The sequence below is a fragment of the Aequorivita viscosa genome, from assembly GCF_900106795.1.
Taxonomy (GTDB): Bacteria; Bacteroidota; Bacteroidia; order Flavobacteriales; family Flavobacteriaceae; genus Aequorivita; species Aequorivita viscosa.
Genome location: NZ_FNNS01000003.1, coordinates 65,290 through 87,673, shown reverse-complemented (window position 1 = coordinate 87,673; position 22,384 = coordinate 65,290). Strand labels below are relative to the sequence as shown.

General features: G+C 35.4%; 20 protein-coding genes. 2 read left to right on the top strand and 18 right to left on the bottom strand.

Annotated elements, in window-relative coordinates; genetic code table 11:
* Positions 1 to 2: 2 nt before the first annotated feature.
* The 13 genes from BLW28_RS02370 to BLW28_RS02310 all read right to left on the bottom strand — a co-directional run bounded on the left by BLW28_RS02370 (position 3) and on the right by BLW28_RS02310 (position 13,745).
* Positions 3 to 1,553, bottom strand: a complete 1,551-nt coding sequence (locus BLW28_RS02370; RefSeq protein ID WP_073214838.1) for a D-glucuronyl C5-epimerase family protein — start codon at positions 1,551 to 1,553, stop codon at positions 3 to 5.
* The gene (locus tag BLW28_RS02365) at positions 1,546 to 3,009 is read right to left on the bottom strand and encodes a hypothetical protein (protein WP_143036825.1); all 1,464 of its coding nucleotides are present in this window, start codon (positions 3,007 to 3,009) and stop codon (positions 1,546 to 1,548) included. Before BLW28_RS02365 ends, BLW28_RS02370 begins: the two co-directional genes overlap by 8 nt.
* Positions 3,009 to 4,451, bottom strand: a complete 1,443-nt coding sequence (locus BLW28_RS02360) for an MBOAT family O-acyltransferase (protein ID WP_073214830.1) — start codon at positions 4,449 to 4,451, stop codon at positions 3,009 to 3,011. Before BLW28_RS02360 ends, BLW28_RS02365 begins: the two co-directional genes overlap by 1 nt.
* 88 nt (positions 4,452 to 4,539) lie before the next feature.
* Positions 4,540 to 5,502 (bottom strand): hypothetical protein, encoded by a 963-nt coding sequence (locus BLW28_RS02355; protein ID WP_073214827.1) that lies wholly within the window; start codon positions 5,500 to 5,502, stop codon positions 4,540 to 4,542.
* A 12-nt stretch (positions 5,503 to 5,514) separates the two neighbouring features.
* Entirely contained in the window at positions 5,515 to 6,375 is an 861-nt protein-coding gene (gene rfbD / locus BLW28_RS02350; RefSeq protein WP_073214822.1) for a dTDP-4-dehydrorhamnose reductase, read from the bottom strand.
* The gene (gene rfbC / locus BLW28_RS02345) at positions 6,372 to 6,917 is read right to left on the bottom strand and encodes a dTDP-4-dehydrorhamnose 3,5-epimerase (RefSeq protein WP_073214819.1); all 546 of its coding nucleotides are present in this window, start codon (positions 6,915 to 6,917) and stop codon (positions 6,372 to 6,374) included. Before rfbC ends, rfbD begins: the two co-directional genes overlap by 4 nt.
* Before the next feature lie 2 nt (positions 6,918 to 6,919).
* Positions 6,920 to 7,777, bottom strand: coding sequence for a glucose-1-phosphate thymidylyltransferase RfbA (gene rfbA / locus BLW28_RS02340; RefSeq protein WP_073214814.1), 858 nt, complete (start codon positions 7,775 to 7,777; stop codon positions 6,920 to 6,922).
* Between the two features lie 246 nt (positions 7,778 to 8,023).
* On the bottom strand, positions 8,024 to 8,308 hold the full coding sequence (locus tag BLW28_RS02335; protein ID WP_073214811.1) for a type II toxin-antitoxin system RelE/ParE family toxin: 285 nt from the start codon (positions 8,306 to 8,308) through the stop codon (positions 8,024 to 8,026).
* On the bottom strand, positions 8,301 to 8,546 hold the full coding sequence (locus tag BLW28_RS02330) for a hypothetical protein (RefSeq protein WP_073214808.1): 246 nt from the start codon (positions 8,544 to 8,546) through the stop codon (positions 8,301 to 8,303). The genes BLW28_RS02335 and BLW28_RS02330 overlap by 8 nt, the downstream gene beginning before the upstream one ends.
* Positions 8,547 to 8,640: 94 nt before the next feature.
* Complete coding sequence (rfbB, locus tag BLW28_RS02325; protein WP_073214804.1) at positions 8,641 to 9,648, bottom strand: dTDP-glucose 4,6-dehydratase; 1,008 nt, start codon at positions 9,646 to 9,648, stop codon at positions 8,641 to 8,643.
* Positions 9,649 to 9,653: 5 nt separating this feature from the next.
* Positions 9,654 to 11,354 (bottom strand): DUF6909 family protein, encoded by a 1,701-nt coding sequence (locus tag BLW28_RS02320; protein ID WP_073214800.1) that lies wholly within the window; start codon positions 11,352 to 11,354, stop codon positions 9,654 to 9,656.
* Positions 11,355 to 11,378: 24 nt separating this feature from the next.
* Positions 11,379 to 12,875 (bottom strand): GH3 auxin-responsive promoter family protein, encoded by a 1,497-nt coding sequence (locus BLW28_RS02315; protein ID WP_073214797.1) that lies wholly within the window; start codon positions 12,873 to 12,875, stop codon positions 11,379 to 11,381.
* Between the two features lie 6 nt (positions 12,876 to 12,881).
* Positions 12,882 to 13,745, bottom strand: a complete 864-nt coding sequence (locus tag BLW28_RS02310; RefSeq protein WP_073214793.1) for a M23 family metallopeptidase — start codon at positions 13,743 to 13,745, stop codon at positions 12,882 to 12,884.
* Positions 13,746 to 13,863: 118 nt separating this feature from the next.
* On the opposite strand from BLW28_RS02310, the gene BLW28_RS02305 reads away from it, so the two are divergent.
* Positions 13,864 to 14,055, top strand: coding sequence for a Sec-independent protein translocase subunit TatA/TatB (locus BLW28_RS02305; protein WP_073214790.1), 192 nt, complete (start codon positions 13,864 to 13,866; stop codon positions 14,053 to 14,055).
* Positions 14,056 to 14,132: 77 nt separating this feature from the next.
* On the opposite strand, the gene BLW28_RS02300 is transcribed toward BLW28_RS02305, so the two are convergent.
* The 3 genes from BLW28_RS02300 to BLW28_RS02290 form a co-directional block, all read right to left on the bottom strand.
* Positions 14,133 to 15,125 carry a DUF4837 family protein gene (locus tag BLW28_RS02300; RefSeq protein WP_073214786.1) on the bottom strand — a complete coding sequence of 331 codons (993 nt, stop codon included), beginning with the start codon at positions 15,123 to 15,125 and terminating at the stop codon, positions 14,133 to 14,135.
* Positions 15,126 to 15,146: 21 nt separating this feature from the next.
* Entirely contained in the window at positions 15,147 to 16,715 is a 1,569-nt protein-coding gene (locus BLW28_RS02295) for a LysM peptidoglycan-binding domain-containing protein (RefSeq protein ID WP_073214784.1), read from the bottom strand.
* A gap of 186 nt (positions 16,716 to 16,901) precedes the next feature.
* Entirely contained in the window at positions 16,902 to 18,086 is a 1,185-nt protein-coding gene (locus tag BLW28_RS02290) for a phosphoglycerate kinase (RefSeq protein WP_073214781.1), read from the bottom strand.
* A 152-nt stretch (positions 18,087 to 18,238) separates the two neighbouring features.
* Between BLW28_RS02290 and BLW28_RS02285 the strand changes: the two genes are divergently transcribed.
* A complete protein-coding gene (locus tag BLW28_RS02285) occupies positions 18,239 to 19,393 on the top strand; it encodes a DNA polymerase III subunit (RefSeq protein WP_073214778.1) in 1,155 nt (384 codons plus the stop codon).
* Positions 19,394 to 19,537: 144 nt separating this feature from the next.
* Here the strand turns inward: BLW28_RS02285 and BLW28_RS02280 are convergent, their stop codons facing one another.
* Together BLW28_RS02280 and mnmG are read right to left on the bottom strand one after the other, a co-directional pair.
* Positions 19,538 to 20,380, bottom strand: a complete 843-nt coding sequence (locus BLW28_RS02280; protein ID WP_073214775.1) for a class I SAM-dependent methyltransferase — start codon at positions 20,378 to 20,380, stop codon at positions 19,538 to 19,540.
* 60 nt (positions 20,381 to 20,440) lie between these two features.
* A complete protein-coding gene (gene mnmG / locus BLW28_RS02275) occupies positions 20,441 to 22,312 on the bottom strand; it encodes a tRNA uridine-5-carboxymethylaminomethyl(34) synthesis enzyme MnmG (protein ID WP_073214772.1) in 1,872 nt (623 codons plus the stop codon).
* Positions 22,313 to 22,384 lie beyond the last annotated feature (72 nt).

Below are 22,384 nucleotides of genomic sequence, written 5' to 3'. Positions count from 1 at the left end.
GTCTATGGATTTGCAATTCTATTTTTCATTCTTGAAATTATATAATCCAATTCCTTTTTTCGGTCATAATTAAAATTTAACTCTCTGATAGCAATGATATTATTAGCATCAGCATAAAATGATATTTTCACCTTTCTACCATTCAATGGTTCAAATATTTTGTAGTGTTCGATAAATGTTTCAAATTTCCCTGTTTCATTATAACCAGCAACCCTATCTTTTATATGTTTGGTGTCAAATTTTTGAACAAGACTCCATTCATTCGTATCACTATTAAAAGCAAAAATATCGAAGTTCACATTAACACTTTGAGCTGAAACATGATACAAGGTTACGCCGGAGATATTTTCTTTTTCATCTCCAAAATCCACGATTAAATCAGCTGGTTTATGTGCGCTCCAATAGTTTCCGTGAGCCCATAGCTCATCAGTTAAATTTTCTGGACCATGTTTTTCACAATCAATACAAAAACTTGCCTCCACATTGGTGATTTTTGGTTTATCTAACTTGTAAATACTTCGTGTCATAAAACCTCCTAAATCAGAATTTAGGAATATCTGAGCATATTTTTTAAAAATTTCATCCCCAGAAACTTCGTACAACCATAATAATTGAATTACATGACCCTCATGATAATTTTCTTGAGAAATTTCATTTTTCCAATCCGCCAAACTATAACGAGAAGTATATTTTGCATCATAATCTTCGAGATGATTCTTGATGGTTTCAACGCCTGATTCAAATATTTTTAGTGCTAATTGTGAGTTTAAATCCCTATAGACATTATACACCCCTTCTAAACCGTAAATAGTGCCGTTTAAAACCCTTGAAGGCCTTTCGGTTCCATATTCTTCAAACCACAGTTCGCCTTCGTCCCAACCCCTTAGAAAGCCTCCATTTTCGACTGGAACCATATATGCCTTAAGCCCTTTTTCGATTAATCTGGTATACTTTTTATCCCCCGTTAATCTATAAGCCTCTAAGGAAGCGTTTAACAACAACCCCTGACTAAATGCTGAAGTCCAACCAGGCTCTAAATGATATAAAGGGGCAGAAACCTCAAAATACCAAAAACCATAATTATCAGTTTCATAAAAGTTCTTCTCAGCCCATTTCATCTGATCTAAAAACACTTTTTTAGCTGCTTCCGATTTAGTTTTTTTGTAGTAGTTAATCGCTTTTAATGCAACTTTACCAATTACTGTTGGGTGATAATTACCGTCTAAAATAGCTACTCCATTACTGTCGGTTTCTAAATCTTCTATCGGCTCAATATTATCTCCAACAAAAAAAGTATGCGACACTTCCTTAATAGAATCAAATTGTAAGGGTTTGGAAATATCCATGGTAGTGCCATCGTTGAAAGTTACAATATGGTTGTCGTAGGTGTTTTTAAATCGTTTAGCTAAACTTTCGCTAAGACTTATTGTATCGCTCTTAGAGATAGCATCAACCTTCGTTTGGTCAGCTTGCTGTTTATTCTTATCGGAACAACTACTTATAACACTTACGAGTAATAAAACGATTGCAAATTTGGCACTATAACTATTCATCCTTTTGTATTTTAAATGTAATGTCGTTAATTACTATTCTATCACCAATAACACCATCGTACCCATCTTTATCAAACAGAAAGAGCTCAATTTTATTGATTCGCCTAATTTCAGTTTCCATATTAAAAACTATGGAGTTTTCTTGGCTTTTTAAACGTATGTTGGTTTGATCGTATTCGTTTTTTTTCAATTTACTGGCATTACTAAGTGAAGATATATCTTCTTTATCAGGATATATATGAACTCCCAAAATATAGTTGTTCAAAGTATTCAAATTGGTTTTATCCTTGTCAAGGTTAATATTGAATCTTAATTCTGTTTTACTGTTTCTTATTACTGAAACATCGTTAACGAAAACATCTTTACTTAAATAAGCGTTTATTGCAGCGCGAAAGGATTTCTTTTGAAACTCATAATAATCATACTCAAAGTACTCATATTCTCTCATTTCTTGCTTCCAAATGTCTTCATCCGATCTTTTAGGTAGCTCATAATTTTCCTTTACATATTGGGCTAACAATTGGGTGGCTTTTATGCTTCCAAAGGTGTTTAAATGAGATTTGTCTTTGAAATCTTCAATTTTTAAATCCATCTCCTCATAATACTCATTTAGGTTTAGGAAATCGATATTTAATGATTTACAATATTCACCAAGTTCGTCAAAGAATGAGTAATTGAATTCGGTGGTAGCACGTGGATCGGGCGATGAAACCACCAAAATTTTAGCTCCTGCATTTTTAGCGAGACTTACAAAGCTTTCAATATCGGCTTTATTTTGTTTATCAATAAATTTTCTAGAAGGTTCAAATTTTTTGGTTGCATTTTTAAAATCCTTATACTTTTCTTTATCCTCTTCTTTAAGAATATTTCTAGCGCCTAAAAAACCTCCGTAATAAAAATTTTCTTTACTGTTTATGTATCTTCTTCTAGAAAGATTAAGAAAATCCTGCTCATTCCAACTGGTGTGATTTCGAATTAGTGGAAAATAAACGCCAAAATATTCATTTTTATCAAATACTCTTACGGTTTTTTTCAACTTATTAATTGAAAAATTAGACACAAAATCCATTGCTCTTAAATGATATCCCTTGTCGGCATCAGTCTTTATCGGGGTCAGGGTAGGTGGATAAATTTCTAATATTATAAGTTTCGGTTTTGTGTACTTTAAAGATTCTTCTAAGACAATATCTGTAATTGGCATTTTTAGACCATCCGAGCCTAAATTATAACTAATAGTTTCACAAACATCATTAATTATTAACGGGTTATAAGCTGTATACGCGTGTGAACTTCCATAAACAATGACATCAATATTCGTTTTTTTTGCCAAAGCTTTAAAATCTTCGGTGGTGTTTACATAGTAATGCACAGAAGAAAACACCTTATTCAAATAGATAAATCCAGCCGTTAAAAACGCCAACAGAACAACTATAGAAATAATTCGTTTCTTCATCATTAAAACTGGAAATAGATAAATTCGGAAACACTGTCATTTCCATAAATACCAAATATTACGATACTGTAAACAATCAATGTATATACTAGGCTCTGAACAACAAAATTGGACTTATTAATAACGCGTAATGCATTATATTTTCTATGGAATGCATCAAAAATTAATAGTAAAATAATTACGATTACGGCAAAGTCGAATTCGTGGGAGGGTAGGCCTAAATTATAGATACTCCAATCCACAAAGTTGAAGTTAAATAGGTTTGTAACAATATACACACTGTCGGCAAAAGTATTGGCTCTAAAAAATATCCAAGCAAAGCAGACTATTCCGAAAGTAATGAAGGTAAATAGAACTGAAGGAATTAGCGGTTTTCTATTGACTTTTAAAGCAGTGTTGCTCAATGCTTTTTCAGCCACTATAATAATTCCGTGAATTGCGCCCCAAATTACAAAGTTTATTGCTGCCCCGTGCCAAAGTCCGCTAACCACAAAAACTATAAACAGGTTAAAATAAGTTCTGTAATCGCCATTTCTGCTACCTCCTAACGGTATATACACATAATCCCTAAACCAGGTGGACAGTGAAATGTGCCATCTTCTCCAAAACGCTGTAATTGAAGTTGAAAAATAAGGTGTATCGAAGTTTTTCATCAAATTGAAACCAAGCATTCTGGAAATCCCAATTGCAATATCTGAATACCCAGAAAAATCGCAATAAATTTGAAAGGCAAAGAAAACCGTTGCAATAATTAAATCTTGGCCACTGTGCCCCGTTGGATTGCCGTACACTTCATTTACCACAATAGCGAGCCTATCTGCTATGACCATTTTTTTAAAGAGTCCAAACGCCATTAAAAGCAATCCGCTTTTAAAAGCTTTATAATCGAAATTATAGGTTTTAAAAAACTGCGGTAATAAATGGGACGCGCGTTCAATAGGTCCCGCAACCAACTGCGGAAAGAAAGCTACAAAGGTGAAAAACGATAACCAATCCTTGGTAGGTTTAATTCTATCGCGATAAATATCAATGGTATAGCTAAGGGTTTGAAAAGTGTAAAAGCTAATCCCAACTGGAAGGATTATTTGTAAGGTGAACGAATCCATTTCGCCTCCAAAAAACCGGAATGAATTGATAAATGAATCAATGAAAAAGTTGGTGTATTTAAAGTAGCCTAAAAGTCCTAGATTAATTAGAAGGCTTACCAGCAAATAGTTCTTTCGAACCCTTTTGTTTGTAGCTGCGTAAATTTTCTTACCAATAGTAAAGTCAACAATTGAACTAAACAGTATAAGAAACAGAAAACGCCAGTCCCACCAACCATAAAACAGGTAACTAGAAGCTAATAGAAAAGCATTTCGAAGGGTTAGCTTTTTTGCGACAATCCAATAAACCACAAAGAATATTGGAAAAAATATGGCAAAATCTATAGAGTTAAAAAGCATTAGCTACTAAATATAATGATGCCCTTTATTGAAAGTGCTCAATTGCAGAATCGTCAGCGATTGTGTAAAAATGAACTTGCATCACACCTTAATCGGCTTTGGCGTATCGCTTTAAACTTTTTACAATATAAAGCGCGAAAAACACCATCGAAAACAAAAAGACAAATAGAATTGGATATTTAACCTTGTTTGAAATTGACAAAAATCTTTTAATTTCTAAATTGTAATCGGTACTTACAACCTTAATCGGCGCTGAAAAGTCAATTTCTTGCGTTTTAAGTTGAACAATGTTTTCTAACAATTCAGTTTTTTTCTCAATCAAGTTAAACAAGTCTGAGCTATTATTAATTGTTACATTTGAAGCTCTATCGTCTATTTTGGCACTAGCTTTTAAAATTGAATCTATTTGAGCAATCATGTTATAATGCTCCTTGATTTCAAACTTATTGTTTTCTACAAATACTTTTTGATAGGCTTCTAGATTTTCATTTCCGTTTAAATAAGTGAATAAATCAGCAACTATTTTTTCAGAAGAACGATCGCCAGAAACCGCGATTTTCATGCGGTGATATTTAAAATATTTACTTGTAGAAAGGTCTTCTATATATTCTGAAAAGTCTTGTTTTTCGGCGATAAGCCTTAATACATCAAAATTTCGTCTAGATTTAGATACAAAATTGTAGATATCGGCTATTGGTTCAATTTTAATATTTTTTAATTTCCGAAAATTAGTGTCGAGTATTTGTTTAAGATACAAAGTGTCGTTTCTGGAAATTTTGTTGTTGATAACCTCAACTTTGTCGTATAGATAATCGACACTTTCAAAATTTGGAATTACCAACGCCTCGTTAATATAGGTTTTCTTACTTGTTGCATCTTTATAGTAACCATAAGCAAAGCCTAAAATAATTAGCACAATTACTATTATAAAGTACCTTTTAAAAAAGTCTAGAATTTGGAAAAAACCTCTAACAATCTTCTTAATAAAGTCATTAGATTTTTTAAATAAATACCCTAAATCTATCTCTTCCGATGTATTCTGCTGTGCCATAAATAATTTTTATTAATCAATGACTGTGTTTTTTAATACAGATTGTAAGCTTTTAAGCCAATTTATCTGTTGTAAGTTTAATGCATTAGTTGCCTTTGCATTGTCCAACACACTATAGGCTGGGCGCTTGGCAAAAGTACGGTAATGGTTTGTTTTTGCAAGTTTTACGTCTTCTAATTTCCCTGTCTCTTGTAGTATTGCTTTCGCAAATCCATACCAAGTGGATTCGCCGCTGTTACTATAATGGTAGATACCGTAAGCTTCAATGTCTATAGCTATCGATTGTAATAATGCATTAGCCAAATCATTTGCATTTGTGGGTGTTCCTACTTGCTCTGTTGTAATGGTTAGCGATTTTCCTTCGTGCGCGTATTTTAAAATTGTTTTAAGGAAGTTATGTCCGTATTGTGAATAAAGCCAAGAAGTACGGAAAATGTAGAATTTATCACATACTTCTTGAATGTATTGTTCCCCTTTAAGCTTGGAACTGCCGTACACATTAATCGGATTGGTATCGTCCGTTTCTAAATAGGGTGATTGTTTTTTTCCGTCAAAAACATAATCTGTAGAAACATGAAGCAAAACAGTTTCATTTCTATTACAAATGGAAGCTAGGTTTTTAACTGCTTCAGCATTAATGGCAAAAGCTCTTTCTTTTTCACTTTCTGCCTTTTCAACATTGGTGTAGGCTGCGGTATTTATGCAATGTGAAAAGTTGTGTTTGTTGAAGAAGTGATTTAATGAATCGAGGTCTTCAATATTGAGTTCTTCCTTTGAAACAAAGACAAATTGAAAGTCAGGAAATCTGGACGAAGCATCTTTTATGCATCTTCCCAATTGTCCGTTTGCGCCAGTAACTAGTATTTTTTTCATTTAATAGCGTCGTGAAAACTAGGAAGTTCCAAATCTTTTTCTGAAACAATAAATTCTTCCTTTGGAAGATGCCAATCTAGGTTTAAGGTTGCGTCGTTGTATATAATTCCTCCTTCAGAAGCTTTATCGTAATAATTATCGCATTTGTACGTAAAAATAGATTCTTCTGAAAGTGTAATAAAGCCGTGCGCAAATCCTCTTGGCACAAACAACTGAAGTCGCTCAACATCGTCTAGCACAACAGAAAATGATTTTCCAAAAGTTTCGGAGTGCCTTCGAATATCGACAACTATGTCCAATACTTTTCCTTTGGCAACCTGCACAAGCTTGGCTTGAGCCCTATTTCCACGTTGAAAATGGAGCCCTCTCAATACTCCTTTTGAAGAAATTGAAAGGTTATCTTGAACAAATTTTGTTTCTATTCCAGTTAATTTTTCAAAAACATTTTGATTATAAGTCTCGTAAAACAGACCACGTTCATCTCGAAAAACCTTTGGTTTGAGAATAAAACAATCTTTTAGTGGGGATTTTTGTAATTCCAAATTTAATCTAGTTGAAGTAAATGTTTTCCGTACCCGCTTTTCAACAAAGGCTCTGCCATCGCTATTAATTCATCTTTTGAAATGTAGCCCATTTCATAAGCTGCTTCTTCAATAGAGCCAACCTTAAGGCCTTGTCTTTCCTCAATTACCTCAACAAACTGGGCTGCTTGCATCAAGGAAGCAAAAGTGCCTGTATCTAACCAAGCAGTACCTTTATCCAGTATGCTTACATTAAGTTTTCCTTGTTTTAAATACACGTTATTAACATCGGTAATTTCAAGCTCTCCACGGCCACTAGGTTTAATGTTTGAGGCTATATCTATTACGTTGTTATCGTAGAAATAAATTCCCGGCACGGCATAATTAGATTTTGGTTTTAAAGGCTTTTCTTCAATAGAAAGCGCTCTTCCTTCCTTATCAAATTCAACAACACCGTAACGCTCTGGATCTAGCACATGGTACGCATAGATAACGCCTCCATCGGGATCGTTATTGGATTGTAATAATTCTTTTAAACCAGAGCCGTAAAAAATATTATCGCCTAATATTAAAGCAACCTTGTCGTTTCCTATAAATTCTTTACCAATTATGAAAGCTTCGGCAAGGCCATTCGGGTTGGCTTGTTCGGCATACTGAAAATTACACCCTAATTTTGAACCATTACCTAAAAGTTGTTTGAAAAGCGGCAGATCTTGAGGTGTAGAAATGATTAAAATATCCTTAATACCCGCATACATAAGAGTGGACAATGGGTAATAAATCATTGGTTTATCATAAACAGGCATCAACTGCTTGCTAACTGCTAGTGTAATAGGATGCAAACGTGTACCTGAGCCTCCTGCTAAAATTATTCCTTTCATATAATATATTTGTTGTTTTAAAATATAGTGTCTTAATGGCTAATTTTATACCTACAAGGTTCCCTCCTTCGTCGGGGAAACCTTGCAGGAACGCTTCCTTGGTCTTTGGGGAAACCTTATCAGATTATCAAATAAGCCTAATAAAAAGTTACTGCTTTACCGTGCGTACCTCTTTCTGTTTTCTAAGATTTTAAACCCATTAAAATTATTTTTCACGGTTTATTATTGTGAATTTAAGGTCGATTACTATTCAAACAGCTCTGAATACGAACCAATCCGAATCAATTTTATGGTCTTGGGCGATTCTATTTGAAACCAAATAATCAGAAGGTCGGGTTTTATATGACATTCCCAATCTCCTTCATATTTTCCCTTCAATTTATGCGTTGTCATAGTTGGAGGAATGCCTTTAACTCCATTAGCCCGAAGAATATCTAAAACAGCAACAGCCAAATTAACATCTGTCATATTTCGCTTCTGAAGCTTTTTAAAATCCTTCTTAAATTTGGTGGTAAAAATAAAATTATACATCGAACTCACCACTTAGTAACGAGTCCCTCCATTTGTTAAAATCTTCAATTTTTGTAAGATTTATATCATTATGAGCTTCATAAATCGCTTGTTGCGTTTCTGCATTGGGAATGTTGCCCACTTCACGATAGAGCAAATACTCTATATAATTGTTTAGACTTCGCTTTTCGGCTTTTGCTTTTTCCTTTACGAGTTCTAACAAATCTTTGTCAAAACGAAATGCGGTCTGTACTTTCATGCTTTTAGTCTTATTTTATACTCCAGACAAATTTAACTAATAACAACCTGTTATACAAATGTTATTTCAACCGTATAACTTTAAAAAGATAGATTTATAACCTATCTCTCTTATCTAAATACCAAGCAATTGTTTTCTGAATCCCTGTTTCAAAATTCTCGTTAGCTTTCCAGCCTAGTTCATTTTCAATTTTTGTTGCATCTATAGCATATCTAAAATCGTGACCAGGACGATCCTTCACAAAGGTTATTTGCTCTTTATACGATGCGTTTTTCGGAAGCATTTCATCGAGCAATTCACAAATTACATTTGCTATGTATAAATTTTCACGTTCATTGCGACCCCCGATATTATAGGTTTCGCCTAACTTTCCTTTTTCTAACGCCAAGAAAATACCACTGCAATGATCCATTACGTAAAGCCAATCGCGAACGTTTTTTCCGTCGCCATAAATAGGAATAGAATCTCCGGAAATTGCTTTGCGAATAATTGTTGGAATCAATTTTTCTTTATGTTGATTGGGGCCATAATTATTTGAACAATTGGTTGTAACAACAGGCAATCCAAAAGTGTGAAAATAACTCCGCACAATAAAATCTGAAGATGCTTTTGAAGCGCTATACGGACTATTGGGCGCGTAGCTGGTTTTTTCGGTAAAAAGTCCAGTTTCTCCTAAAGTGCCATAAACCTCATCGGTTGAAATATGTAAAAAACGTGCGTTCTTGAATTCCTTTTTTAAATCGTTCGGGCTATTCATCCAAGTTTTATAAGCTGTATGAACTAGATTAAAAGTACCTACAATATTTGTTTGAATAAACTCTGAAGGACCCGAAATAGAATTATCTACATGGCTTTCTGCAGCAAAGTGAACAACCTTATTAAATTGATGTTCAGCGAAGAGTTTTTTGATTAATTCTTCGTCACAAATATCACCTTCAACAAAGGTGAATTTATCTGAAACAGCTTCTAAATTTTTAAGATCTCCTGCATACGTTAGCTTGTCTAACACAAAAATTTCATCATTCGAGTTTTCAGCAACATAGGCAACGTAATTGGAACCAATGAAACCTGCGCCTCCAGTAATCAGTACTTTATCATTCATTTAAATTATTTTTTAGATGAGTCTAATATTTGTTTTAACATTTTTTCGGTGATTAAATACGTAGGTTTTACCCCTGTTGTTCCCAATCCACCAGATGCTAAAGTGCTTCCTGTTTCGAGAGGGTTATCTGAAGCGTAATACGCATATCGAACCTTCACTTTTGGACTGATGCTACGCCGTATTTTTGATGCAGATTGAATTGCTTTTTGGTAATGTGCGCCTTCCATTTCTAACCCAATTACATTCCAAGTAGAGTTGTGGAAAAACTTTAAAACATCTCTATTTTGAAGTGAAGTTCCTAAAACTGAAATCATCGTTCCTTCAAAAACCTTAACGTCATCATCTTTAAATAACGTCTTCGAAATTTCATTTTTAAACGGATAATTATCTGCTGTACCTTCAAAAACATGTGCAGATGGAATCATTATATCGCCTTTTCCACCTTCCAAAATACCCGCCTTTCCCATAATAGAAACGGAAGCAACATTTAAAAATTTATGTTTTTGATTGGTCTTTGGATATGGCTTTAACAATTCGTCCATAGTTTCGTATGCTTGTTCCCCGAAAGCATAATCCATTACAATAATTACGGGTTTTTTCGATTCTTCAATATCTTTTAAACCTTCTGTATAAGAATTGTTTTTAATTTTGGAAGTATCTATTATTTGCACATCGATATTGGTTCCGCTTTCGTCTTCTAAAAAGACCATACCTTGGCTTAGGGCTGTCTTCATCACTTTCTCGCGAAGCATTTTACTTGTTGGGCTGCTTAAAGCTTCGAAAACCTGCATTGCTTTCTTTTTCGCAAACTCAGAGGGCAGTGCTTTTTCAGCATACAATGTATTCATTACACTATGCATATTGGCACTAATTATATGAAGCGGACGCTCCAATAATCCTTGTTCTTCTAAAGTTTGTTTTATGCGGTATGCCCATCGTTCGCCATGGATATGATGGCCTAATCTTTCGCGAAGTACTGGACTAAATGTTATAATACGTTTATTGTCTTCTACCACCTCAGACATGGCCAATTTGCCCATAAAATAGATGATATTGAAAAAACGATTTTCATCTTTCTCTGTAGCGAAATACGGAAAAGCATTTTTTATTTCTTGAAAAGTTCTTCCCAAAAAGTTGGCCGTATGGGTAAGTGCTATTTCTTTTTCTTCTAGGGTGAGTTCACCTTTCTTTAAAACAACTTCTTCCAATTTTTTCCAATCTCGAATAACATCTCCGTTCTCGTTGATAAGAACTTGCTTCATAATTTTATGAGATTCGATAAAAAGAAATGTTAGGTGTGTAAGAATATCATAAATTTCTGAGCGTCCTCGGGTAATTTCGATATTCATTTGTTCAGCATCTATACGATAGCAATTTCTTCGGCGTTTAAGCGGAATTATCGTCTCGAAGTGCGAATCTTTATAGCCTTCGTCGCTTGTTAAGTTTATATACCTACATTCTTCAATTCCGTGTGGTAAACGATCCATGATATACAGCAATCCTTGAAGCTCAATTTTTTCTTCTGTAATGGATCCGTAAATTTCTGGCCGCAATGTTAACAATGCCTCGCGCAAGGATTCGCCCGAAACCCCCATGGGTTTATAGAAGCCTCGATTTAATAGGTGGCGCATTGTAATGTAAAGCCTCTCTATGGCTCCTGTGCTCTCTTGGGCACGTGTTCTGGTGTGTGATTTCAAATTATTCATATAAATACAAATATACTACTAATTTTAAGGCTGAATCTTAATCAATGCATCTGCAATTTTTCGATCGTTAGAAAGCCTAGGAACTTTGTTTTGTCCTCCAAGTTTACCTTCCGATTTCATATACTCTCGAAAGCTCTCTCTTTTTAAACTCCTCAATTGTAATGGCCCGAGCACTTTTCCTTCAATTAAATCGAAATAATACGAGTTTTGTTGTTTCATTTCGGCATCTAGAAACGCAGCTACTTCTTGCAGGTTTTCGGGTGGCTTTTCAAATTCAATAAGCCATTCGTGATGCGGTAAATCTCCTTCAGAAGGAGTTACTTGCGGGGCAACAGTAAATTCAGTAATCGAAAACCCGAATTTTGTCATCGCTTTATTCATAGACTCTTCCACTTCTTTTCCGATTACGTGTTCGCCAAAAGCAGAAATAAAATGTTTAATTCGTCCTGAAACAATTACGCGATACGGTTTTGTTGACGTAAATTGAATGGTATCGCCTAAATTGTAACCCCACAAGCCGGCATTTGTTGAAATTATCATTACATAATCAATACCTGTCATAACTTCACCGATGGTTAATCGCTTTGGGTTTTCTTGAAAAAACGATGCTGCTTCAACAAATTCATAGAAAATTCCTGAATTGAGAAGCAATAACATCCCCTTATCTTTCTGACTATCTTGAAACGCGAAAAAACCTTCGCTAGCAGGAAATAGCTCAATACTGTCAACTTTTCTGCCGATTAGGCTTTCAAACTTCGCGCGATATGGTTCATAATTTACGCCACCATAAATAAACAGATTAAAGTTTTTGAAAAGGTCGCCAATTTTTTGATTGGTGGTTTCCTGAAGTTTTTCAAAATACATTTGTACCCACGGTGGAATTCCGCTAATAACCGTCATATCCTGATTTTTGGTTTCTTCGACGATGGCATCTACTTTCGATTCCCAATCGTCAATACAATTGGTTTCCCAGCTAGGTAAACGGTTTTTTTGTAAATATGAAGGCACATAATGCGCCACAATTCCTGATAGTCTTCCGGTTTTAATGCCGTTTTTTTCTTCGACCTCGGGGCTGCCTTGTAGAAAAATCATTTTGCCATCTACAAAGTCTGCTTTACCCGTTTCGTTGATGTAACACAAAATGGCATTTCGGGCGGCTTCCACGTGGTAGGGCATAGATTCTTTTGTAAGTGGGATAAACTTGGCCCCCGAAGTAGTTCCTGAAGTTTTGGCAAAATAGAGCGGTTTTCTTGGCCAAAGCACGTTTTCCTCACCCTTAACGACACGCTCTACGTAAGGTTTTAATTCTTCGTAATCCCTGATGGGAACACGTGTTGCAAAATCGTTAAACGACTTAATGTTTTTGAAATCGTGATCTTTTCCGAAAGCTGTATTTTGTGCTTCGGAAATTAATTTAATAAAAACGCGTTGTTGTGTTTCAACAGGGTTTTGCGCCCATTGCTGCATTTTTTTTAGAACGATTTTTGCGAAAATTTTTGCCGCGAAGGATTTTATAGACATAGGCTTTTAATCAAAATCAATATAGCTTGTTGGGTTTACTGGAATTCCGTCCCGCCACAGCTCAAAATGAAGGTGTGGGCCAGTTGTAAGCTCGCCAGTGCTGCCAACGGTTGCAATTACTTCCCCTGCTCTTACACGTTCTCCTTGTCCTTTGGTAAGCATCGCATTATGTTTATAAACCGAGATAATATCGCTGTTATGCTTTACAATAATAACATTTCCTGTTTGAGCGGTCCATTCGGCAAAAATCACGGTTCCATCGGCGATGGATTTTACCGGTGCATCTTTAGCTGTAACAATATCTACAGCGTAGTGCTTTTTTTTGCTATCATAGTTTTCAGAAATAGTTCCGTTTACGGGTGCAAATAAGGTGTATTGATATTCGCGATTATCGACTAACGGATTGTATTTGTCTTCTTGTCCTACCTTTTCTCTTAAAAGTGAATCTTTTCTTGAGGTTCGAATAAGTACAGACGGATCTGTTTTTGCGACTTCAATAATAGAATCTTTGTTGAATTCTACGGTTTTTACGTCTCCAGTAAGCACTTTTTTAATTGAAGCAAGGTACTGCTCGTTCAGGTTGATTATTTTCTGTAATGAATCTGTTTTATACACCAAGACAGATGCCTGACGCTTTAAAGTAGTTGATGAATACCCAGGAATATACTCTCTAAGTGGCGTAAATGCTATGATTATGGTTGTTGTTAATATAAGAAGCAACGCAAATAGCGTACTAAAAATAAAAACGTTTAACCTATTAAGCTTAAATGAAAACCGCTCCTCAAAAGTTTCCTCATTGAGAATTACGAGTCTGTATTTATGCAGTAGTTTCTTTTTGAACCTCTTGGCGCGTTTTTCCTTCTTAACCATTGGTTTACTAGCTTTTTTACAAATATAAAATAAACTCGAGCCTAAACGCTAAAGTTACCTTCAAAACGTTCTATCTAAACATTTCTTGTTACCTTTGCTTCATAAAATTTTTAAAATTATGAGTGCATTATTTCTTCCTTTAGCTATAGGTCCTTGGCAGATTGCTTTAATCGTTATTATTGTACTGCTGTTATTTGGCGGAAAGAAAATTCCTGAGCTTATGCGTGGTTTAGGTAGTGGCCTTAAGGAGTTTAAAGATGCTTCTAAAGAAGAAGATACTACCGATAAAAAATTAGATGAGAATAAATAAATGTGTTCTTTCTAACTAAAGAAAATCCTCGTTCAAAGTGATATTTGAACGAGGATTTTTTAATTTACGCCGTTTAGCTACTTCTTTTCTAATTTTTCAACCTTCGCCAACTCTAAAATTGATTCTAACTCGAATTGAAGGTCTCGTTTTCTGGCCGCTGGAGCGTATGAAAACCCTTCTAATATCAAGTAGCGGTTGTTTTTTTCGTCTTTTACGGCGAAATTTATAAAAGGACCGCCCATCCAAGCGCCTTTTACTTCCCAAGTACCTTTGGTTTCGTATGCAAAAAGGCCATCAATAGTAGTTTTAAACAAATATGGGGCATAAGCGCCTTCTGTAACGAAAAGCCCATCGTCTTCTACTGGTAATAACTTACTGCCTATGGAATCTCTTATTTTAATAATATCGCCTATTGCTGTACTATCGTTTTCAATAAAACTTAAAGGCGCTTCGTACACAAGAATATTTGTAGTACCATCATCAAGATCTTTTCTATACCAAAAAAACGAATCGGTTGCTTTCGCCAATCGATACGCTGAAGGAATTTCTAAACGTACGCCCATTACCTTTGCCAACGTATCTGTTTTAAGCAGCGAGAGCTTTGTTCTACGTTGTCTTTCGGAAATTTCACTTTTGTAGAAATTCTCAATTATTTTCTGGGCATTTTCATTTATTAACTCAACTAATTTCTCTTCTGAAGTAGCCTTAATTATGGCTCCGGTTTGAGGTTTAGCGTATTCGTTTGTAGCAAGTTTTACAGTATTATCTTCACTTAAAACTACGTATAAGAAGAGTCTGTTGCTTCGTGCAAATCCTGTAAAAATTTCAGGTTGCATCTGGTTTATAGAGAAAAGTGGTTCGTCTTGTGGAAGGCCGTCTGTGGGTGCTGCAAAATTGTTTCGAATGGACTCTCCGACGGTGCCATTCCATAAATCATTGGGAATTACAACTTGAAGTGCATTAATGTTTCCAACAGAATCAGGAACAAGGGATTTATCTCTCTTTCCGCTCCCACTGCAAGCGGATAGTACGACTAGAAACGAAAGCAGGGCAATATAAAATGGCCTCATGTAGAAGGTTGTTTAAAGAAACTATCCTTTATAGATTTTAAGTTTAGTTCCGGGTTTAATGTTACTACCACTAATATCGTTCCATTTTTTGATATTTTGCACCGAAACTCCAGGAAACTTTCTAGATATGCTCCACAATGAGTCGCCATTGCGCACAGTATATGTTTTTTCGGAGGATGAATTTGATTTTGATTGCGTATTACTAGCAATATCTTGCCCCATTTTTCGTGGATAAATTATAAGATTTTGCCCAACCCTTAAGTTGGAGCTTCGCATTCCATTCCAGTTTTTTATCTGGCTTACGCCTACACCGTATCTTTCTGCAATTCGTCCTAAAAAATCTCCACTCTTAACGCGGTATCTAATTTTTTCTGGCTGTTCGTATAATTCTGGTGCGGCTTTCTCAGCCTCTTCCTGCTCTTCTTGTACAAAGGTGTAAATGGCTTCTTCGTTGTTTACAAAAGTTCCTACTGCTGTAATTGGAAGTCGAAGTACATAGTTTTCATCTTTAATTACGGGGATAATTCCCAGTTTATATGACGGATTTAAAAACTCAAGCTCCTCCATATCGAGGTTTGTGAGTTTTGCAACTTGCTCTAAGGTAATTTGTTGCTTTACCTTTATAGTATCTGTTGCTACATACGGAATTCGCGCTACTTGCTTTTCAAACCCGTGTTCTGTAGCGTATTCAAAAATATACATAGTTGCTAAAAACGCCGGAACGTAACCAGCTGTTTCCCTTGGCAGATATCTTCGTAAATCCCAATAATTCGTTTTTCCTCCCGAACGACGGATTGCTTTCGAAACATTTCCTGGCCCAGAATTGTATGCAGCGAGTGCCAAATCCCAATCGTTAAAACTTTCATTTAAGCTTTTTAGGTATTTACTAGCAGCTTCGGTAGCCATAATTGGATCTGAGCGTTCATCAACATAGGAGCTTACATCTAATCCAAACATTTTTCCGGTAGCAAACATAAACTGCCAGAGTCCTGTAGCGCCTACTCTAGAGCGGGCTCTCGGATTTAATGCCGATTCTACAACAGCCAAATATTTTAATTCTAAAGGAAGGTGATGCTTATCTAGTTCTGCTTCGAACATTGGGAAATAATATTCGCTGAGCCCCATTAAACGTTCAAATGAGCGTCTTCTATTTTTTAAATAATGCTTTATTACGCTTTCCAAAGATGTGTTGTACTCTACGTTAAATGGGGTACGTGCATCTAATTCCTTTAAGCGTTGTTTTAAAAGCTCGGTAGGCAATTCGGAATAATCTACTTCTTCAAATTCTTGATTTACTACACTGCTATAGATATCGTCAAACAAATCGGATTTGTAAACTTCTTTTAACCACAAACTATCCTTCTCCCTAGCTATTGCAATATCTTGTAAGTTGTAAATAACACTATCTTTTACAACCGTTGCCACTACTGTTGAAGGTAATTCATCAGAAATTTTGGTAATTCTAATTGAATCCACAACTTTAACTTCCTTGGTTTGAAGTGGCTTCTTCGATTTTTTATCTTTTTGCGCAATACCAATACTACTAACAGCCATAAGTAGCATTAGAGGAAGAATTTTGGATAATTTCATCAGCTTTTTATTGTGTTTTAGGATAACAATTGAATTCGCCTTAATCTGTTTGTTTATCAAGTCTAATCCGCAATATGTATGGATATAAACTGCTATTTGACAAATAAATTATATCAAAAATAATAATTCTTCGAAAGTATACAAATTATCGTATCAAACAACCTGTGTTACAGAATTTTATAACAATTAAGACAACGCTTTGATTCCTGGTAACGTTTTTCCTTCTAACATCTCCAACATAGCTCCTCCGCCAGTTGAAACATAGCTTACTTTATCGGTCAAATTAAACTGTTGAACAGCCGATACAGAATCGCCACCACCTACTAGCGAAAACGCTCCATTTTTTGTTGCTTTTGCAATGCTAAGTCCTAACGATTTTGTGCCTTCTGCAAATTTTTCCATTTCAAAAACGCCTACAGGGCCATTCCACAGTATAGTCTTCGATTTGTCTATAACTTCACTAAAAAGATCATTGGTTTCAGGTCCTGCATCCAAGCCCATCCATCCGTCTGGAATATTATTTATCGCTGAAATTTTTGTATTTGCCGTTGCCGAAAAACTATCGGCTATTACGGCATCAACAGGAAGATGAACTGAAACGCCTTTCTGTTTTGCCTTTTCTAATATTTCGAGTGCTAAGTCTTGTTTATCTTCTTCAACTAACGAATCTCCAATAGCTCCGCCTTGCGCTTTAATAAAAGTAAAAGCCATTCCTCCACCGATAATTAAATGGTCTATTTTATCAAGAATATTTTCAATAATGGTGATTTTTGAAGAAACTTTAGCTCCGCCTATAATTGCCGTAACAGGCTTTTCGTTGTTTTCTAATACCTTTTTAACGCTTTCTATTTCTGAGGCCAACAGCAATCCAAAACATTTGTTTTCAGGAAAAAAATCGGCTATAACAGCTGTAGAAGCGTGTGCTCTATGGGCTGTTCCGAAGGCATCATTTACATATACATCACCAAATTTTGAAAGTTTTTCAGCAAACGCTACATCTCCTTGCGTTTCTTCGGGATGGTAACGCAAATTTTCTAATAATAAAATCTCACCCGATTGAAGATTCGAAACAACCTTTTCTACATCAACGCCAACACAGTCGTCAATAAATTTCACTTGAATGCCAAGAATATCAGATAACGGACTGATAATGTGCTTTAAAGAGAATTCGTTTTCTCTGTTTTTCGGACGTCCAAGGTGCGACATTAAAACACAACTCCCGCCATCTTCCATAATTTTCAAAATGGTTGGTTTTGCAGCTCTAATTCTGGTATCATCGGTTACATTCAGCTCTTCATCTAGTGGAACATTAAAATCTACTCGAATAAGTGCTGTTTTACCTTTAAAATCTATGTCATTTACTGTTTTCATGGTGATTGTTTTATAGTACAAATATAGTCCTTTAGCAATAATGAAGGTTTAAAATCATTTCGCAAAAATATTTAACAATTATTACGTAGCCACCGAGGGATGGAATAAGCTTAGCTGTATTATGTAGAGTTAAAAATTGTTTAGATTTGCGTATGGATTTTTCAGAAGTAATCGGCAATCAGCATTTAAAAGCCCACCTATCAACTACAGTTGAAAACGGTCGAATTCCGCATGCACAACTTTTTTGTGGAATTAATGGCAGTGGATTATTACCAATGGCGTTGGCGTATGCTTCAGAATTATTGTCTCGCCAGTTTGAAAAAGGAAGTCCAGAATATATTCAATCAAAAAATAAGGTTTCCCGACTAGCGCATCCCGATTTGCATTTTGTATATCCGGTAAATACAAGTGATATTGTAAAAAAGAATGCCATTTCAGACAATTATGCCGATCAATGGAGAAAGTTCGTGTTGGAAAACCCGTACGCTTCACTTTTTGAATGGTTACAAAACCTTGGGATTGAAAAGAAGCAAGGAAACATTAGTAAGTATGAAGCCGAACAGATTTCAAAAAAGCTGTCGTTAAAGGCGTTTGAAGGCGGTTATAAAGTGATGATTATTTGGATGGCAGAAAACATGAACAGTGAATGTTCGAATAAAATCCTGAAGCTCATTGAAGAACCCTCAAACAAAACCGTACTGCTATTACTTACTGAAAATGAAGGTAAAATACTAACAACCATACATTCGCGTTGCCAAAAACTTCATTTTCCACTACTTTCTGAAGCCGATATTGCCGAAGGATTAGTAAAAAACCTTAAAGTTCAAGAAACCATTGCGCTCCAAACTTCAAGAAGGGCTCGCGGAGATTACAATAAGGCGTTACAGTTATTACAAGAATCTGGAGAAGACCAAATTTTTGAAAAATGGTTTATAAGTTGGGTGAGAACAGCATTTAGAGCAAAAGGAAATAAAGGTGCCATAAATAATTTACTCGATTGGAGCGATGAACTCGCCAGTCAGGGACGAGAAACACAGAAGAAGTTTCTAGCGTATTGTCTTGAAGTTTTTAGACAGGCAATGTTACAAAACTATCAAGCAGACAGTTTAACTTTTTTCATAGCGAGCGATCAAAGTTTTTCTTTGTCAAAATTTTCACCATTCGTACATCAAAACAATATTTTTGAGATCACCGCAGCTTTAGAAGAAGCTTCTTATCACATAGAGCGAAATGGAAATGGAAAAATTATATTCACAGACCTCTCTATTAAATTAACGCGTCTCATTCACACTCGCGAATTAGTATAAGTTAATTTTATCTGTATTTTAAAATTCATAAGAATTGTTGATTAAAAAGAAGCTGATTAGCTTGTTTTATTTGAAATAAATTAAAATCAGCGATGCGAAACACCATACACGTAACAAAAACGCCTGAAATCGCTTTAAAACAGCTTATTTCACTTTTCGTAGACAATAAATGTGCGAAGAATACTCTTTTGATGTATTTCCCTTCAAATTTGATTTAAGGCCGATCCAAAATGCTTTTAAAGAAAAAGACTTTCCTGTCTTATATTTTTCTGAAAGTAAGCTCACGTAAAAGGAATCGAAAACCATTGGCTTTATTTTTTCCATTTTAAAATTTACGGAAAATAACTCTTCAATTGCTATTTTCGAAAAATGCCATAAGTGTCTTGGCACATCATAGGCAGCCCAAAAATTACCATAATAGGTTGCGTCAAAACTTTTGTAATTTGGAACAGCGATAATTAAGCTTCCACCTGGTTTTACCAAATCGGTCAAAATGGAAATAGTTTCGTCTAAGTTTGGAATATGCTCCAATACATGCCAGAGGGTGACTACATCAAATTGTTCACCTTTAAATTCATCAAGGGAATTCTTTAAAACAATTCCTTTTTCCAAAGCTAAAGATCTTGCTTTTGTATTGGGTTCCATTCCTTGCACTTTCCATGCACTTTCCTTAGCAACCTTCAAGAAATCTCCTGTTCCCGCACCCACATCTAGTAAAGAACCCACTCCTGAATTTTGAGTGAAAATCAATTTAGTTTTATTTCGAAGCGACCACTTCTTTACTAATTGATATACGCTAGAAAGTAAGCCTTTCTTCTCGTCGGTGTGTGAAATGTAATCTTCACTTTCGTAATATCGCCCAAGTTCCTTCAATTTTGGTTGGGGAACGGTTTTTAATAGATCTAGTTCCTTATCATAAACCAAATCGAATGATTCGCCAGAGACTAAAAAATCTTTTGTTTTTAAATAGTTATCAAAATGATTCACTAATAAATTTTAGATTGAATATAGTTATGAATTATAATTGTTTCACGTGGAACAACGCGTTTAACGACCCATATACACTAAAAGGACTGATACATCATTTGGGGAAACGCCGCTAATTCGCGAAGCTTGTGAAACAGTGACAGGTCTAATTTTAGAAAGTTTTTCACGCGCTTCGTACGAAAGTGATTTTAATTTTGAATAATCAAAATTCTCAGGAATTTTTAAACCCTCTAAACGATGTAATTTATCGGCATTGTTTTTTTCCTTTTCAATATAGCCAGAGTACTTAACTTGTACTTCTGCTTGTTGAATTATTTCAGAATCCAATTCATGTTGTTCAATGTAATCTGCAACCGATGGAATTGTTTTCATATCCTCCATTGTAACTTCTGGACGCGAAAAAAACTTAAACATTTTATCACTTTGAGAAACCAAAGCAGAGTTTCTTCGTTCAAAAATCTGATTGATCTCTTCAGGTGAAACACTCGTTTCTTTAAAAAAGTTGACGAATCCAACAGACTTATTCTTCTTGTTTTCCATCTTTCGCATACGCTCTTCTGTAGCCAATCCAATTTCAAACGACTTTGGAGTAAGACGGAAATCGGCATTGTCTTGGCGCAACAAAGTTCTATATTCCGCCCTTGAAGTAAACATTCGATACGGCTCTTCGGTACCTTTAGTAATTAAATCATCGATTAAAACACCAATATACGCTTCATCTCTCCGAAGAATAAACGGATCCTTTTCACGAATTTTTAAATGCGCATTAAATCCAGCCATTAATCCTTGTGAAGCTGCTTCTTCATAGCCAGTAGTTCCATTAATCTGACCAGCGAAATACAATCCAGAAACCAACTTAGTTTCGAGTGTATGTTTTAATTGTGTAGGTGGGAAAAAATCATATTCAATAGCATATCCCGGACGGAAAAACTTAACATTTTCAAATCCCGCAACACGACTCAAAGCCTTAAATTGAACATCTTCGGGCAAGGAAGTAGAAAAGCCATTTACATAACACTCTACCGTATCCCAACCTTCTGGTTCAACAAAAATTTGATGTCTATCCTTATCTGCAAAACGATTTATTTTATCTTCAATTGACGGACAATATCTCGGACCTAAACTTTGAATAGCCCCATTAAACATTGGCGACCTATCAAAACCTTCGCGTAAAAGATCATGAACTTCCAAACTTGTATGCGTAATGTAACAAGATCTTTGTTTTGTGAGTGGTTTAGTCGCATCCAGAAAAGAGAACTTTTCAGGAACTTCATCTCCTGGTTGTTCAATCATTTTAGAAAAATCTAAAGAACGACCATCAACACGAGGAGGCGTACCAGTCTTCATTCTGCCAGCTTCAAAACCTAAATCGGTTAAATCCTTGGTAATTCCAGTAGAAGCAGATTCGCCAGCTCTACCCCCACCAAATTGTTTATCGCCAATATGAATCAAGCCATTTAAAAAAGTTCCATTAGTAAGCACAACAGCTTTGGCACGGATTTCTAATCCAAGCGAAGTTCTAACTCCTTTTACCACTCTATTTTCAACAATAATACCCGAAATCATTTCTTGATAGAAATCAAGATTAGGCAAACTTTCCAATTGCAATCGCCAAGCTTCAGCAAACCGCATTCGGTCGCTTTGAACTCTTGGGCTCCACATAGCAGGCCCTTTAGACTTATTAAGCATTTTAAACTGAATGGCTGTTTTATCTGAAACAATACCGCTATAACCGCCTAAGGCATCAATTTCGCGAACAATCTGGCCTTTGGCTATACCACCCATAGCGGGATTACAGCTCATTTGAGCAATAGACTGTAAGTTCATGGTAACCAATAATGTTTTTGAACTCAAGTTAGCTGCAGCTGCTGCTGCTTCGGAACCTGCGTGACCACCACCTACTACAATTACATCATATTCTTTGGAAAACATCGGTATAAATTTAAATTGTTCCACGTGGAACAATTAATTCCACTAGGATGATAAAAAAAGGACACAAAAGTA